The 14,726-nt window shown below is 62.4% G+C and carries 14 protein-coding genes and 2 pseudogenes; 8 read left to right on the forward strand and 8 right to left on the reverse strand.

Annotated features, from left to right (window positions below; all coding sequences use genetic code 11):
- Nucleotides 1–4 precede the first annotated feature (4 nt).
- The 4 genes and pseudogenes from yidC to yihA all read left to right on the forward strand — a co-directional run bounded on the left by yidC (nt 5) and on the right by yihA (nt 4,337).
- On the forward strand, nt 5–1,819 hold the full coding sequence (yidC, locus tag NKI35_RS09570; RefSeq protein WP_352739721.1) for a membrane protein insertase YidC: 1,815 nt from the start codon (nt 5–7) through the stop codon (nt 1,817–1,819).
- A 339-nt stretch (nt 1,820–2,158) separates the two neighbouring features.
- Nucleotides 2,159–2,725 (forward strand): fasciclin domain-containing protein, encoded by a 567-nt coding sequence (locus tag NKI35_RS09575; protein ID WP_352739723.1) that lies wholly within the window; start codon nt 2,159–2,161, stop codon nt 2,723–2,725.
- A 319-nt stretch (nt 2,726–3,044) separates the two neighbouring features.
- Nucleotides 3,045–3,681, forward strand: a pseudogene (locus NKI35_RS09580) (CatB-related O-acetyltransferase).
- Entirely contained in the window at nt 3,678–4,337 is a 660-nt protein-coding gene (gene yihA / locus NKI35_RS09585) for a ribosome biogenesis GTP-binding protein YihA/YsxC (RefSeq protein ID WP_023673242.1), read from the forward strand. The pseudogene NKI35_RS09580 and the gene yihA overlap by 4 nt, the downstream one beginning before the upstream one ends.
- Nucleotides 4,338–4,403: 66 nt before the next feature.
- Here yihA and NKI35_RS09590 read toward each other — a convergent pair whose 3' ends face one another.
- Nucleotides 4,404–5,147 carry a TetR/AcrR family transcriptional regulator gene (locus NKI35_RS09590; RefSeq protein WP_023681357.1) on the reverse strand — a complete coding sequence of 248 codons (744 nt, stop codon included), beginning with the start codon at nt 5,145–5,147 and terminating at the stop codon, nt 4,404–4,406.
- 146 nt (nt 5,148–5,293) lie between these two features.
- Here NKI35_RS09590 and NKI35_RS09595 point away from each other — a divergent pair, with 146 nt between their 5' ends.
- Both NKI35_RS09595 and NKI35_RS09600 read left to right on the forward strand, forming a co-directional pair.
- Nucleotides 5,294–6,475, forward strand: a complete 1,182-nt coding sequence (locus tag NKI35_RS09595) for an HlyD family secretion protein (protein WP_352739725.1) — start codon at nt 5,294–5,296, stop codon at nt 6,473–6,475.
- A 21-nt stretch (nt 6,476–6,496) separates the two neighbouring features.
- Nucleotides 6,497–8,098, forward strand: a complete 1,602-nt coding sequence (locus tag NKI35_RS09600) for a DHA2 family efflux MFS transporter permease subunit (RefSeq protein WP_023755369.1) — start codon at nt 6,497–6,499, stop codon at nt 8,096–8,098.
- A 71-nt stretch (nt 8,099–8,169) separates the two neighbouring features.
- Here NKI35_RS09600 and NKI35_RS09605 read toward each other — a convergent pair whose 3' ends face one another.
- The 6 genes from NKI35_RS09605 to NKI35_RS09630 all read right to left on the reverse strand — a co-directional run bounded on the left by NKI35_RS09605 (nt 8,170) and on the right by NKI35_RS09630 (nt 12,998).
- Entirely contained in the window at nt 8,170–9,738 is a 1,569-nt protein-coding gene (locus tag NKI35_RS09605; RefSeq protein ID WP_352739727.1) for an FAD-dependent monooxygenase, read from the reverse strand.
- 153 nt (nt 9,739–9,891) lie between these two features.
- Entirely contained in the window at nt 9,892–10,392 is a 501-nt protein-coding gene (msrB, locus tag NKI35_RS09610) for a peptide-methionine (R)-S-oxide reductase MsrB (protein WP_352739729.1), read from the reverse strand.
- Between the two features lie 211 nt (nt 10,393–10,603).
- Nucleotides 10,604–11,161: a fasciclin domain-containing protein gene (locus NKI35_RS09615; RefSeq protein WP_023681353.1), complete on the reverse strand. Its 558-nt coding sequence runs from the start codon at nt 11,159–11,161 to the stop codon at nt 10,604–10,606.
- A gap of 223 nt (nt 11,162–11,384) precedes the next feature.
- Entirely contained in the window at nt 11,385–12,107 is a 723-nt protein-coding gene (locus NKI35_RS09620) for an anti-sigma factor (protein ID WP_352739731.1), read from the reverse strand.
- A complete protein-coding gene (locus NKI35_RS09625) occupies nt 12,104–12,643 on the reverse strand; it encodes a sigma-70 family RNA polymerase sigma factor (protein ID WP_352739733.1) in 540 nt (179 codons plus the stop codon). The genes NKI35_RS09620 and NKI35_RS09625 overlap by 4 nt, the downstream gene beginning before the upstream one ends.
- A gap of 118 nt (nt 12,644–12,761) precedes the next feature.
- Complete coding sequence (locus NKI35_RS09630; protein WP_352739735.1) at nt 12,762–12,998, reverse strand: hypothetical protein; 237 nt, start codon at nt 12,996–12,998, stop codon at nt 12,762–12,764.
- Between the two features lie 56 nt (nt 12,999–13,054).
- Here NKI35_RS09630 and NKI35_RS09635 point away from each other — a divergent pair, with 56 nt between their 5' ends.
- Both NKI35_RS09635 and argB read left to right on the forward strand, forming a co-directional pair.
- Nucleotides 13,055–13,213 carry a hypothetical protein gene (locus tag NKI35_RS09635; protein WP_023732753.1) on the forward strand — a complete coding sequence of 53 codons (159 nt, stop codon included), beginning with the start codon at nt 13,055–13,057 and terminating at the stop codon, nt 13,211–13,213.
- A 100-nt stretch (nt 13,214–13,313) separates the two neighbouring features.
- Entirely contained in the window at nt 13,314–14,207 is an 894-nt protein-coding gene (gene argB / locus NKI35_RS09640; protein WP_013528489.1) for an acetylglutamate kinase, read from the forward strand.
- A gap of 42 nt (nt 14,208–14,249) precedes the next feature.
- Here argB and NKI35_RS09645 read toward each other — a convergent pair.
- Nucleotides 14,250–14,646 (reverse strand): annotated as a pseudogene (locus NKI35_RS09645) (RidA family protein).
- Between the last annotated feature and the right edge of the window lie 80 nt (nt 14,647–14,726).

Here is a 14,726-nt window from a genome sequence, read left to right on the forward strand (position 1 = left end):
TTCGATGGAAAACAACCGGAACTTCTACATCACCATCGTCTTGTCGGTGCTGATCCTCGGGCTGTGGCAATATTTCTATGTGCTGCCGCGCAGCGAACAGCAGCGCGAGGCGGCCCGCATCGAAGAGCAGCGGGCGGCGGAGCAGAAGAAGGCGGCCGAGGCCGCCAATCCCGGCGGCACGCCGGCGCCCGCGGCGCCCGGCGCCATTCCAAACGCGCCCGGCACCTATGTCACGACGCCGGAAGGCCGCGCGCAGGAAGTGGCCAAGACGGCCCGCGTCAACATCGACACGCCGAGCCTGTCGGGCTCGATCAACCTCACCGGCGCCCGCCTCGACGACCTAAAGCTCAAGCACTATACCGAGACGGTCGACAAGACATCGCCGCAGATCCAGCTGCTCAATCCGCAGGCGCTGCCCACCGGCTATTATGCCGAGATCGGCTTTGTCGGCAGTGACACGACCGGCACGGTGCCGGGCCCGGAAACGGTCTGGAGCGTCGACGGCAATGCGACGCTGACGCCGGCGACGCCGGTGACGCTGACCTTCACCAACGACAAGGGCCTGACCTTTAAGCGCATGATCTCCGTCGACGGCGACTACATGTTCACCGTTTCCGATGCGGTGCAGAATTCAGGCTCGGCCCCCGTCACGCTGTCCAATTACGGCCGCGTCATCCGTTTCGACAAGCCGGCCGTCGCCAGCTCCTATGTGCTGCATGAAGGGCTGATCGGCGTCACCGGCACGGAAGGCCTGCAGGAGCACAAATACGCCGACATCGAGAAGAACAAGCTCTATACGCCGAGCAAATCGACCGATGGCTGGCTTGGCATCACCGACAAATACTGGGCGGTCACCCTGGTGCCGACCGAGAAGCAGCCGTTCCAGCCGCACTATGCCTATTACGACAATGGTCGCCCGCGCTACCAGTCGGACTTCCTCACCGACCCGATCACCATTGCCGCCGGGCAGTCGGCGACGGTCGAGACCGAGATCTTCGCCGGCGCCAAGGAAGTCAACAAGATCAACGCCTACGCCCAGGACCGGCAGATCAGGCTGTTCGACCGGCTGATCGATTGGGGGTGGTTCATCTGGATCACCAAGCCGATGTTCTACCTGATCGACACGCTGTACAAATTCTTCGGCAATTTCGGTCTGGCCATCCTTGCCACCACCGTCGTCGTCAAAACCCTCTTCTTCCCGCTCGCCAACAAATCCTATGCGTCGATGGCGAACATGAAGAAGGTGCAGCCCAAGATGCTCGAGATCCGCGAGAAATACGCGGACGACAAGATGAAGCAGCAACAGGCGATGATGGAGCTGTACAAGACCGAGAAGATCAATCCGCTCGCCGGCTGCTGGCCGGTGGCACTGCAGATCCCGGTGTTCTTCTCGCTCTACAAGGTGCTCTACATCACCATCGAGATGCGGCACGCGCCGTTCTTCGGCTGGATCCAGGATCTGGCGGCGCCCGATCCGACCTCGGTCTTCAACCTGTTCGGCCTGCTGCCCTTCGCGCCGCCGGCATTCCTGCCGCATATGGGTGCCTGGGCGGTGGTCATGGGCATCACCATGTTCCTGCAGATGCGCATGAACCCGACGCCGCCGGATCCGACGCAGGCGCAGATCTTCACCTGGATGCCGGTGATCTTCACCTTCATGATGGGCAGCTTCCCGGCCGGCCTCGTCATCTACTGGGCCTGGAACAACACGCTGTCGATCCTGCAGCAGGGCGTGATCATGAAGCGCCAGGGCGCCAAGATCGAATTGTGGGACAATTTGGCGGCGCTGTTTCGAAAGAAACCATCGCCGGCTGAATAGAAGGCGTGGCAATCAAAGCCCCGGCTCGTCCGGTGTTTTTTGTGGACGAGGCGCGCATCACGTTCCCGTGAGGCGCGAAACTTGCGGCGTGCATCCGGCGTGGCTGCTGCTGTACCGCCAAGGCCGATCAACACCGATCAGCCCTAATCCGAAGACCGCTGTTTTTGATCCGTGACCCCGTCATGTCCATCGCGGGGATGCGGCTCGTGGGATGGGCATTCGCCTTTAAGTATCTGTTATTGTTATTGTTTTTTACTCTGCATCGAAACTTTTCCGCAATCGCCGCGTAACTCTTCCCGACAATCGAATCAACAATTGTCGCACCAGAAGGGTTCTCCAATGGCAAAGTCCATCCTCAAGGCATTCTGCTTTTCCGCCGGCCTGGCTCTATCGGGCCTCGCAGCGACGACGGCCTATACGCTCGCCAATCCCGCCGTTGGCGGCGCTGCGATGCTGACCTCGAAGAACATCGTCGAGAACGCCCTCAACTCGCCGATCCACAAGACGCTGGTTGCCGCCGTCAAGGCCGCCGGCCTGGTCGACACGCTGGAAAGCGCGGGACCCTTCACGGTGTTTGCGCCGACCGATTCCGCCTTCAAGAAACTGCCGGCCGGCACCGTCGCCACGCTGGTGAAGCCCGAAAACAAGGACAAGCTGACCAAGATCCTGACCGCCCATGTCGTGGCCGGCAAGATCTCGGCCAAGGATATGATGACCAAGGCCAAGGCGATGGGTGGCAAGTATGAAATGAAGACCGTCAGCGGCGACACGCTGATCGCCGAGGTCAAGGGCGGCTCGCTCTACATCGTCGACGAGTCCGGCGGCGCCGCCAAGGTGACGGTCGCCGACGTCAACCAGTCGAACGGCGTCATCCACGTCGTCAACAAGGTGCTGTTGCCGAAGTAACGGCTTTACGCAACGGGGAATGACGGCGGGCTGCGACGGGCTTTCTCGGTCTGCCTTCCCCACCTCACGAGGAGGTGCCATTCTTTTGAAGCCGTCTTCGACACCACCGGGGTCCTGCTTGTCCTTCGCAGGGCCCCGTTTTTTTGGGTTTCAGGGCGCCTTAGCCGACGGCGGCGGTCGACCTGATCGTGATCTGCCGCGGCACGAACTGAACATCGAAGCCCAGCAGGGCTCGCTCATCGGGCGATTGGTGCTATAGGGCGGATCACGCCATCTAGAATGGCGGCTTTAATTTGCGCCACTCTCGACGGATCTCGCCATGGACGGACCCAACCCAGACATCAAACACCCCATCCCGATGCACACCCGCGTCGGCTTCCTCAAGCCCCTGGTCACCGCGCCGAATATCGAGATCGGCGAGTTCACCTACTATGACGATCCTGACGGACCGGACAAATTCGCCGAGCGATGCGTGCTGCATCATTATCCCTTCATCGGCGACAAGCTGATCATCGGCAAGTTCTGCGCCATCGCGGAGGGCGCGCGCTTCATCATGAACGGCGCCAACCATGCCATGTCCGGCTTTTCCACCTATCCGTTCAACATTTTCGGTCATGGCTGGGAGCAAGGCTTCGACCCGAAGACGTGGTCACAGGGAGTGCGCGGCGACACGGTGGTCGGCAATGATGTATGGATCGGCATGGGCGGTGATCATGCCCGGCGTGTCGGTCGGCAATGGCGCCATCGTGGCGGCGAAATCGGTGGTGACGCATGACGTGCCGGCCTATGCGATCGTCGCCGGCAATGCGGCAAAGGTGGTGAAGATGCGTTTCGACGACAGGACGGTGCGGCGGTTGCTGGCTGTGGCGTGGTGGAATTGGCCGGTGGACAAGATCGGCCGCAACCTCAACGCCATCCGGGGCGCCGATATTTCCAGGCTGGAGGCAGCAATTTGAACGCGCTGGGCAACACGGTCATCGGCACCGACCTGTTCACCAAGGGGTGGATCTTCATCCGCGGCGTGCCGGCGATGAAGTTCCTGCCGCCGGAGGGGCCGCCTGAGATCGCCTTTGCCGGCCGCTCCAATGTCGGCAAGTCGTCGCTGATCAATGCGCTGGTCGGCCATAACGGGCTGGCGCGCACCTCCAACACGCCGGGCCGCACGCAGGAGCTCAACTATTTCGTGCCGGGCGGGTTTTCCGGCGAAGGCACCGACTTGCCGCCAATGGCGCTGGTCGACATGCCGGGCTACGGCTATGCCAGCGCGCCGAAGGAAAAGGTGGACGATTGGACCAAGCTGGTCTTCGACTATCTCAAGGGCCGCGTGACGCTGAAGCGGGTCTATGTGCTGATCGATTCCCGCCATGGCATCAAAGCCAAGGACGACGAAGTGCTGTCGCTGCTCGACAAGGCGGCGGTGTCCTACCAGATCGTGCTGACCAAGACCGACAAGATCAAGGCCGCCGGCGTGCCGCAGCTGATCGAAGAGACATTACTGAAGATCAAGAAGCGGCCGGCGGCGTTTCCGTTCGTGCTCGCCACGTCGTCGGAAAAGGGCGAGGGTCTGGACGAACTGCGCGCGGCGATCGTGCTGGCGGCCAATGGCGGTTAAAAGCAACTCCGGGAAAAGTGTGAAGCGGTTTTCCGTCCGGAGTTGCGAAAAAAGACCTTTGGCTAACTAGGCCTTTGCCTTGGACTTCGCCTCGAGCGCGATCATCTGATGGCTTTCTTCCTCGGCAAGCTTTTCGGTGCCGTAGGACTTCAGGAACAGGCTGACGCCCGACCGCACGATGTGGTCGATTTCATCCTGGCTCGGCGCCTTGGTGCGGTAGGCGAAGATGCACTGGCGAAACAGGCCGGCGAGGCACAGTTCGGTGAATTGATAGGCGGCAAGATCGACATCATCGATCTTGAGCAGGCCGCGTTCGATGGCTGCATTGAGGAACTTGACCACCTTGTCGTGGCCGCGTTTGGGGCCACGTTCGTAAAACCGCGCGCCCATGTCCGGTATCCTGTCGGAGGCGCCGATCACGGTGCGTTGCGCCTGGATGACCTTGGCCGAGGTGATCTTCATCGACAGCACCTTGCCGAACTTCACCAGCGTCTGGCGCAGATCGTCGGCGCGGTCGAGCATGTCGTACATGTTCTTGAAGATGGTGCCGCGCTCTTCCTCGATCAGCGCCTCGAACAGCTCTTCCTTGTTGGCGAAGTAGACATAGATCGTGCCCTTGGAGACGCCGGCCTCACGGGTAATGTCGTTCATCGACGCCGCTTCGAAGCCCTTGTCGATGAACACGCGCCGCGCGCCCTCAATGATCTGGCTGCGCTTGACCGGATCCTGGCCCGCCGCCGGGCGGCCGCGACGCGCACTATCCAGCACATCGCACGGATCATTTTCGACGTCGGGTAACGTGTCGGCCATTAAAGTCACACCTCGCGAAATAATTCGAACCGAGCGGTTCGATTGCTCTTGATATGGGCCTGCTTTAGCGCTATGTCAACGTTCGCATCGAACCGAACGGTTCAGTATAACACATTTTCCTTATGTAGCTACGGTAGCGAGATATCATGTCCTCGAACACGCCAACCACCGCCGAAGTCCGCCCCTTTCCCAACGCCAAGGTCTCGCCGGTTATCGAAGCGCCGGAAGCGCCCATCAAGCCTGCCGCCGAAGTTTCGGCCGAGGTGCCGGCCAAGAAGAAGCAGTCGGCTCGCTCGTTCATGCTGCCGATCATCGGCCTCGCTCTGCTCAGCGCCGGCGCCTGGTATGGCTATAATTACTGGACCGACGGCCGGTTCCTGATCTCGACCGACGATGCCTATGTCCAGGCCGACATGTCGTTCGTCTCGCCGAAGATTTCCGGCTATGTCGATCAAGTCAAGGTCTCGGAGAACCAGCAGGTCAAGGCCGGCGATCCGCTGCTGACGATCGACGACGGCGACTACAGAATAGCCGTTGCCCAGGCGGAGGCGCAGATCGCCACGCTGGCCAAGACGCTCGACCGTATCGACGCGCAGACCAAGGCGGCGCAAGCTTCGCTGCAACAGGCGCAGGCGCAGAAGGTCGCCGACCAGGCGGCAGCCGACAACGCCGCTCGCGCCCAGCAGCGCGCCGCGCAACTGGTCAAGACGCATGTCGGCACACAGGCGCAACTGGACGATGCCCAGACCGCTCTCGACCAGGCCAATGCAGCCCTCGTCGGCGCCGACGCGCAGATTGCAGCCGCACAGGCCAATATCGGCGTGTTCGAAGCGCAGCGCGCCGAATCGGCCAGCACGCTGGCTTCGCTGCGGCTGAACCGCGACAAGGCCGCGCGCGATCTGTCCTTCACCGTGCTCAAGGCGCCTTATGACGGCGTCGTCGGCAACCGCTCGGTCGAGCAGGGCGACCTCGTCAGCCCCGGCCAGAAGCTCGCCGTCGTGGTGCCGCTGGACAAGCTCTACATCGTTGCCAACTTCAAGGAGACGCAGCTGGCCAAGCTGGTGCCCGGCGAGAAGGTGCGGGTCTCGGTCGACGCCACGGACGGCCATGATTTCGAAGGCACGGTGTCGTCGCTGGCGCCGGCTTCGGGTGCGGTGTTCTCGCTGCTGCCGCCGGAAAATGCCACCGGCAACTTCACCAAGGTGGTGCAGCGCATCCCGGTTCGCATCGACGTTCCGGCCGATGTGCTGAAGGCAGGCAGGCTGCGCGCCGGCCTGAGCGTGGTCGTCGCCGTCGACAGCCGCACGGCTCCGGCTACGGCGAACTGAGCGAAAGCCGGGAGCAACGCCATGGCAACCGCAACCATAACCGCAGGAGCGGCGCCGGCGCCTGCCATGCCGGCGGTGCCGACGACCATCTCGACGCGCCGCCTCATCGCCTTCCTGGCGATGGTGTTCGGCATGTTCATGGCGATCCTCGACATCCAGATCGTCTCAGCCTCGCTGGCCGAGATCCAGGCCGGCCTCAGCGCCAGTTCCGATGAAATTCCATGGGTGCAGACCGCCTATCTGATCGCCGAAGTGGTGATGATCCCGCTGTCGGGCTTCCTCAGCCGGATGCTGTCGACGCGCGTGCTGTTTGCAGGCGCCGCGGCCGGCTTCACGGCGGCCAGCGCGCTGGCCGCGACCGCCACCAACATCGACCAGATGATCGTCTACCGAGCCATCCAGGGCTTTATCGGCGGCGGCATGATCCCGAGCGTTTTCGCCGCCGCCTTCACCATCTTCCCGCCGTCGCGCCGCGCCATGGTGTCGCCGATGATCGGCCTGGTGGCGACGCTGGCGCCGACCATCGGCCCGACCGTCGGCGGCTATATCAGCCATGCCATGTCGTGGCACTGGCTGTTCCTCATCAATGTCATTCCAGGCATTCTGGTGACGGTCACGACCTGGACCCTGATCGATTTTGACAAGCCCAATCTCGGCCTGTTCAGCAAGTTCGACTGGTGGGGCCTTGCCGGCATGGCGGCGTTTCTCGGCTGCATGGAATATGTGCTCGAGGAAGGTCCGAACCATGACTGGCTGCAGGAACAGGCCGTGTTCATCTGCGCCATCATCATGGTTGTCGGTGCGGCGCTGTTCTTCTGGCGTGCCTTCACCGCCGAGGAGCCGATCGTCGATCTCAGGGCCTTCACCAACGTCAATTTCGCCTTCGGTTCGCTGTTCTCCTTCGTCATCGGCATCGGCCTGTACGGTCTGACCTATCTCTACCCGGTGTTCCTCGGACGCATCCGCGGCTACGATTCCTTGATGATCGGCGAAGCCCTGTTCGTCAGCGGCCTGGCGATGTTCGTCACTGCGCCGATTTCCGGCATCCTGTCGAGCAAGATGGATTTGCGCATCATGATGATGATCGGGCTGTTCGGTTTCGCTGCCGGCACATGGTGGATGACGCATCTGACCGCCGACTGGGATTTCTGGGAATTGCTGATCCCGCAGATTCTGCGCGGCAGCTCGATGATGCTGTGCATGGTGCCGATCAACAACATTGCGCTCGGCACCTTGCCGCCGGACCGGCTGAAGAACGCGTCGGGCCTGTTCAACCTGACCCGCAACCTCGGCGGTGCGGTCGGCCTTGCCGTCATCAACACCGTGCTGATCGATCGCAGCGCCTTCCACTACGCCAGGCTGGCCGAGCATGTGGAATGGGGCAGTGCGGCGGCGCAGACCAAGCTGCAGAACATGACGCTCGACTTCCAGCAGACTCCCGGCCTCGACGCCACCAAGGCGGCGATCTCCAAACTGTCGGGCATGGTCCAGCAGCAGGCGTCGCTGCTGTCGTTCATGGATGTGTTCACCATGCTGACCGTGCTGTTCGCGACCATGGCGGTCTTCACCCTGGTCATCGCCAAGCCGGCGCCGCCCGCGGGCAGCGGTGGCGGAGGCCATTGAGCGCGCCGGATCCCCCGCCTGGCGCCCTCATGTGTGACCCCGGAAATCACCCCCGATTTCCGGGGTCACGCTTAAGCATCGATCGTTGTCAAGCTCCTTGGTCGAGGCGGCCCAAACCATTTGGTCAGCGAGTCGGTTAGCCCGGCTGCTTCAGGGCCGCCGACCCAGGCCACATAACCGTCAGGCCGGACCAGCACTGCGCGTGGGGCTTCGACTGCCCCCAGCACCGGAAGCTCCCACGCGCCATCGTAGCTGGCGTCGACCAGCTGAATCCGCTCCACCCACTGGCCGATACCAAAAGCGCCGGGCTCACCAAGATTAAGCAGCAGCGGCCGAGCGTCGTGCAGCAGGGCGAAAACCGGCAGCGGACCGGCAGCGGTGACGAGGTCGAGATCCGGCATGCGACGCCCCAGCAGCGGATGCCCCTCGCCAAGATCGTAGTGGATGTCCAGGCCGGACAACATGCCGGCAAAACGCTTGCGCGGCTCTTCCATGCCGAGAAGTTCCGACACTGTATCGCGCAGCGCCTTGGTGCGCTCGTCTTCGCGACGGAGCACGACCGACGCCATGGTGTTTTTCATCACACGCGCGGCAATCGGGTGGCGCTCTGCCTGGTAGCTGTCGAGCAGGCTTTCGGGCGCAGTTTTCCTGACCACTTGGGCGAGCTTCCAGCCCAGATTGACCGCGTCCTGCACGCCGGTCTGCAGCCCCTGTCCACCGTCCGGTGGATGCACGTGCGCGGCGTCGCCTGCCAGCAGCACCCGCCCCTTGCGGTATGAGGCTGCCTGCCGGGTCATGTCGGTGAAGCGGGCCAGCGATGTTGGATTGTGGACGCCGTAATCGGTGCCGTAGACGGCAATGAGCGCCTCGCTGAGCTCATGCAATGTGGGCACGCCGCCGGCCCCGACCTCGCGTTCGGTCACCAGCACCCGCACCGTACCGTCTTCCAGTCTGCTGAGGCCGTGAATTCCGATGGCATCGCGGTGGATACCCCATTGCGGCTCTTCCGTTACCTCGATCTCGGCGATCAAATTGCTGGTTGTCGGCTCGGAACCGGGGAACTCGATGCCCGCCGCCTTGCGCACGAGGCTTCTGCCGCCGTCGCAGCCGACGAGATAATCGGCACGAAGCGACCCGCCATCGCTCAGCGCGACATCGACGCCGCCGCCATCCTGCACCAAGCCTGTCACCTCGCGGCCACGGTAGAACGTGACGCCAAGCTCCTCGACCCAGTCAGCAAGGATGCGCTCTATGTGCTTTTGCCACAGCGCCAGCCCGTAATTGTGGCGGGTGGGGAAGTCGCTGATATCAAGCGAAACGCCGGCGAAGCCTGCGACCTGTGCGGTCTGGCCTTGCGACAGGAACCGATCGGCAATGCCGCGCTGGTCGAAGATCTCGATGGTGCGCGAATGCAGGCCGCCCGAGCGCGCGCCCGCGAGGTCCTGGTTATCGCGCCGCTCGACGATGGCGACATCGATGCCGGCCAGGGAAAGCTCGCCGGCCAGCATCAACCCGGTCGGGCCGCCGCCGGCGATCACCACGGAATGGGATATTCGCGGCCGGTCCGCATCAACACCGTCGGTCGATTTGGAGGTCGATTTGGGCTCGCCGTCGCGAGCCCGTGCTTCAGTTCGTTGCATAGGTTCTGGCCCTCTCGTTAAGGGCTGCGGAATCTACGCATAAAAAGCCGTCTGCCAATTCTTGAAGTTGACTGTTTTCGCCCCATTTCAAGATATAGGAGGCGGTCGTCACACCGGCGCCAAATCCCCACGCCGCTAAAAGACGCCGAACGGTCAGGCAGTGGCCGGCTTGAAGCTGAGCGCAACGCCGTTGATGCAATGGCGCAGGCCGGTCGGCGCCGGGCCATCGTCGAAGACATGGCCGAGATGGCCGCCACAGCGGCGGCAGTGGACCTCGGTACGGGTCATGCCGAGCGAACGGTCCTCGGTCTTGCCGACGGCGTTGGCAATCTCTTGCCAGAAGCTCGGCCAGCCGGTGCCGGAATCGAACTTGGTCTCCGAGGAATAGACCGGCAGGTCGCAGCCGGCGCAGGCGAAAATGCCCTTGCGGTGCTCGTTCAGCAGTGGGCTGGTGCCGGGATATTCGGTGCCTTCCTTGCGCAGCACATTGAAGGCTTCGTCCGACAGGATGGCGTGCCACTCGGCGTCGGTCTTGGTGACCTCGAAGGTTTCGGCAGCTCTGGCGGACTGGGTTCCGCCCAAGCGTAGCGCTGCCAGGGCGCCGGCGACGGCCGCAAAGGCGACGCCACTCAAAAGCAAGTCGCGACGGTTCATGACGGAAATCCTCCTGCGGATCATTTTGCCAGATTTGGCCGCCACTGGAAAATCAAAAGCCGGTGACGGTTGCCCTGCAAACCGAACGCTCCAAGCCGGCTCCGCGTTTTGTGGCGGACGGCGTGGAGCGCTCGGAAGATTGCGCGGCCCGCGAAGGGGGAGCCGCGCAATCAGAGAGCTTACCGCCTGTTCGTCGGCGGCAGGGGCTTTGTTACATCTTCGGCAGCAGGACCTTGTCGATGACGTGGATGACGCCGTTCGACTGCTCGACATCGGCGATCGTGACATTGGCGACATTGCCGTTCTCGTCGGTCACGGTGACCTTGCCGCCATCAGCCTTGAGCGACAGCTCGCAGCCGCCAACCGTCTTGACCTTATGGGTGCCGCCATCGGCCTTGGCCATTGAGGCGACATCGGCGCCCATCGCTTTAGCGCCGATGACATGGCAGGTCAGGATCTTGGTGAGCTTGTCCTTGTTCTCGGGCTTGAGCAGCGTCTCGACCGTGCCAGCCGGAAGCGCGGCGAAGGCCTCATTGGTCGGCGCGAACACGGTGAACGGGCCGGCGCCCTGCAGTGTCTCGACCAGGCCGGCAGCCTTGACGGCGGCGACCAGTGTCGTGTGATCCTTCGAATTGACGGCGTTCTCAACGATGTTCTTGTTGGCGTACATGGCGGCGCCGCCAACCATCGGATTCTCGGCATAGGCGATTGTGGCGAGGGCGGAGACGGCAATGGTACCGGCGAGCAAAAGGGTGGCGATTCTACGCATAGTGTTCGAACTCCTCGGGGTTATTGTTTCCTCTTTCGGGAACATGAGGAGATACGGAATAGAACTGCTTGAGTTTCCGCGCGCCGGGAAAAATTATCCTTTATTTTGTCAGCGAATTATCTCCGGAGATCGAATCTCTAATCTCCAGCAGCGTATCCAAAACGAAAACAGCGGAAGATGTACTTCCGCTGCCTTCATTATCAGGTCATGGTTTTACGATCTATCAGATGCCCTTCAGGTCGCCCGCGGCAACGACCGGTCCGGTCGGCAGTCCGGTCGTCGAACCGCCCGTCGGCTCGACGCTGACGGCGAGCACGGCGCCCTGCGCCAGCTTCTGCTGCACGGCCGGGGTAACCGGGATATGGGCGACCTGGCCGGCGGGGATGACGCCCATCGAGACCGGAGCATTCTTGCCCTCGATCATCCACAGTTCGAAGTCCTTGCCGGCGGCGCGTTCGCCCGAAACCAGCGACAGGCCGACATCGCGGCGCGATGCGTCGTAGACGACGAGGTATTTGACGTCGCTGCCTTCGGCAGCCAGCGAGGCGACGAGGCGCTCCTGCGGCACGACGACCGGCGACCTGACGTAGGGCACGGCGACATAGAGTACCAGGGCCGCGAGAGCCGCTGCGGTGAGGCCGCGCCAGAAGCTAAGGCTGGACCACAGGCTGCCGCTCGGGGCCGTCGTCGACGCCGCGGTGGAGGAGAACAGCCGGCGATCGATAGCCGGCTTGATGGTGGCCGGCGGCTCTACCTCAGCATAAGCGGCAGCCATCGGCGAGAGGTTCACTTCCCAGGAATCGACGAGACGGGCAAAGCCGGTCTCCGCGTCGATGCGTCCGGAGGCTATCTGGCGTTCATCCGCCGGCAGCACGCCGAGAACGTATTCGGCGGCGAGCAGGTCGTCGCCTCCACGTTCCGGTCCATTTTCTTCTGCCAGGGTCATCTTTCCAGACATTCTCTAAGTTTCAACAGGCTGCGGCGCAGCCATGTCCGCATCGTGTTGAGCGGAACCTTGTGACGTTCCGCGAGCTCGGTGTAACTTTCGCCGTTCAAATAAGCACCCCGAACGGCTTGGGCCCGGTCTTGTTCCAACTCTTCAAGGCACTGATAGATGCGCTCGGATTCACCGCCCGCAACAACCATAGCCTCTGGCCCCGGACCGGGGTCAGCCACGTCGAGCGCGGCATCGATATCGGCAGCGGGCTTGCGTCGCGACCGGATGCGATCAATCGCATGATTGCGTGCTATGGCCACCAGCCAGGAGATTGGGCTTAGATCGGAAACAGCGAAACGGTCCGCCTTCGTCCAAACTTTTACGAAGACCTCTTGCAGCGCTTCTTCCGCATCTCCGCGATCCTTCAATACACGAAGGCACACGCCGAAAAGTTTCGCACTGGTTTGCCGGTAAAGCAGATCGAACGCAGTCCGATCCTTCATCGAGGTCCGGACAATCAGGGTGGAGATATCCTGCGGCGTCATACGGACAAGCTAAGCGATCACGATTTATTTGCAAAGGCAGAAATCTTGTTGTCCACGCAAACGATGTCCTCGCCCGATCGCCAGTAATCGCCGGTCGTGCCAAGGAAATCGGCTGTCGTTAGCCTCCCGCAGAAAGGGGAACAGCAATGTCGGCCGAACAGATGCTGTGGGAGAACGATGCAACCGGCTTGGCGGAGCTGGTGCATAGAGGCGAGATCTCGCCGCCGGACCTTGTCGATGCTGCGATCGCGCGCGCCGAGGCAACCCGATCATTGCGCATCCGCCGCTTGCCTGAGGCGCCATGGACCCGAAGGGGGCCGACGAGCTCATCGAAAACCTGCTCGACAAATTGCATTTGACCCGTCTCTTGGAGATCAGATCCCTGTTTGGGCAATTGATGGACAAGAGCCTGTGGTTCACCACTGGCCGGCGATCCAGAATGGCCTGCCGCTCGACATCCAGGGCGTCGGCCGCCCCGGCGACGAGCAGACGGTTTTGTCGCTCGCCGCGCAGATGGAGAAGATTTCCGGCTGGCTGACGCGGCGGGCGCCGCTCAAGGTGCCGGCCTGATCCGGCAGATTTCATCATCGTGATAGCAAAGCTGTTTGCGGCCTGGGCCAATTCCCGCTAAGACGCCGCCGTCCTTACCCGCATCCAGGGAACCATGCCGATGACGGAGATCACCGCCACCGCCGAAATGCAGGCCGCCCTGCTCTCGCGGGCCCTGCCCTATATGCAGCGCTACGAGCACAAGACGGTGGTGGTGAAATATGGCGGTCATGCCATGGGCGATATCGAGCTCGGCAAGGCTTTCGCCCGTGACATCGCGCTGCTGAAGCAGTCCGGCGTCAACCCGATCGTCGTCCATGGCGGCGGGCCGCAGATCGGCGCCATGCTGGCCAAGATGGGCATCGAATCCAAGTTCGAAGGCGGGCTGCGCGTTACCGACCAGAAGACGGTCGAGATCGTCGAAATGGTGCTGGCCGGTTCGATCAACAAGGAGATCGTCGCGCTGATCAACGCCGAGGGCGAATGGGCGATCGGCCTGTGCGGCAAGGACGGCAACATGGTGTTCGCCGAAAAGGCGCGCAAGACCATGATCGACCCGGACTCCAACATCGAGCGTGTGCTCGATCTCGGTTTCGTCGGCGAGCCGGTCGAGGTCGACCGCACCCTGCTCGACCTGCTGGCACGCTCGGAAATGATCCCGGTGCTGGCGCCGGTGGCGCCGGGCCGCGACGGCCACACGTACAACATCAATGCCGACACCTTTGCCGGCGCCATCGCCGGCGCCTGCCAGGCGACGCGCCTTTTGTTCCTGACCGACGTGCCCGGCGTGCTCGACAAGAACAAGAAGCTGATCGACGAGCTGACGGTGGCCGAAGCCAAGGCGCTGATCAAGGACGGCACGGTGTCGGGCGGCATGATCCCCAAGGTCGAGACCTGCATCGAGGCGATCGAGCGCGGCGTCGAAGGCGTCGTCATCCTCAACGGCAAGACGCCGCATGCGGTGCTTTTGGAACTGTTCACCGAACACGGCGCCGGCACGCTGATCGTGCCCTGAGGTGCAACTGGCTTGGCGGCCAGTCGATCGGCTGGCCAGCCGTTAGGCAGGCTGGGGCAGGCGCGCGATGACCTTTATCTCGAAGTCGAAGCCGGCTAACCAGTTGACGCCGACCGCCGTCCAATTGGTGTAGGGCGGTTCACCGAACACCTTCAGCCGAACGGCATCGATCACGGGCCATTGCGCTGCCGGATCGGTGTGGAAGGTGGTCACGTCGACTATATCGTCGAACGTGGCGCCCGCTGCTTTCAGCACTGCCGCGAGATTATCGAAGGCAAGCTGGACCTGCTTTTCGAATGCAGGTTCGGGCGACCCGTCCTCGCGGCTGCCGACCTGGCCCGAGACGAACAAAAGATCGCCCGATCGGATTGCAGCAGAATAGCGATTGATCTCGTAGAGAGCCTGCCGGCCGGCAGGAAATCGTGTCACGTTTGGTCATTTTCACTCCATTGTCCGGGGCACTCACATACGTCCCGTATGCATGAGGTGGGTACATACGCTGCGTATGTCAATAACATA

This window comes from Mesorhizobium sp. M0676, from assembly GCF_040320535.1.
In the GTDB taxonomy this organism is placed as follows: domain Bacteria; phylum Pseudomonadota; class Alphaproteobacteria; order Rhizobiales; family Rhizobiaceae; genus Mesorhizobium.

Excerpts from the sequence above, each read along its gene's own strand:
- yidC (WP_352739721.1), top strand. The coding sequence starts at position 5 with ATGGAAAACAACCGGAACTTCTACATCACCATCGTCTTGTCGGTGCTG.
- NKI35_RS09575 (WP_352739723.1), top strand. The coding sequence starts at position 2,159 with ATGGCAAAGTCCATCCTCAAGGCATTCTGCTTTTCCGCCGGCCTGGCT.
- NKI35_RS09590 (WP_023681357.1), bottom strand. The coding sequence starts at position 5,147 with ATGGCCGACACGTTACCCGACGTCGAAAATGATCCGTGCGATGTGCTG.
- NKI35_RS09595 (WP_352739725.1), top strand. The coding sequence starts at position 5,294 with ATGTCCTCGAACACGCCAACCACCGCCGAAGTCCGCCCCTTTCCCAAC.
- NKI35_RS09600 (WP_023755369.1), top strand. The coding sequence starts at position 6,497 with ATGGCAACCGCAACCATAACCGCAGGAGCGGCGCCGGCGCCTGCCATG.
- NKI35_RS09605 (WP_352739727.1), bottom strand. The coding sequence starts at position 9,738 with ATGCAACGAACTGAAGCACGGGCTCGCGACGGCGAGCCCAAATCGACC.
- msrB (WP_352739729.1), bottom strand. The coding sequence starts at position 10,392 with ATGAACCGTCGCGACTTGCTTTTGAGTGGCGTCGCCTTTGCGGCCGTC.
- NKI35_RS09615 (WP_023681353.1), bottom strand. The coding sequence starts at position 11,161 with ATGCGTAGAATCGCCACCCTTTTGCTCGCCGGTACCATTGCCGTCTCC.
- NKI35_RS09620 (WP_352739731.1), bottom strand. The coding sequence starts at position 12,107 with ATGACCCTGGCAGAAGAAAATGGACCGGAACGTGGAGGCGACGACCTG.
- NKI35_RS09625 (WP_352739733.1), bottom strand. The coding sequence starts at position 12,643 with ATGACGCCGCAGGATATCTCCACCCTGATTGTCCGGACCTCGATGAAG.
- NKI35_RS09630 (WP_352739735.1), bottom strand. The coding sequence starts at position 12,998 with ATGCAATTTGTCGAGCAGGTTTTCGATGAGCTCGTCGGCCCCCTTCGG.
- argB (WP_013528489.1), top strand. The coding sequence starts at position 13,314 with ATGACGGAGATCACCGCCACCGCCGAAATGCAGGCCGCCCTGCTCTCG.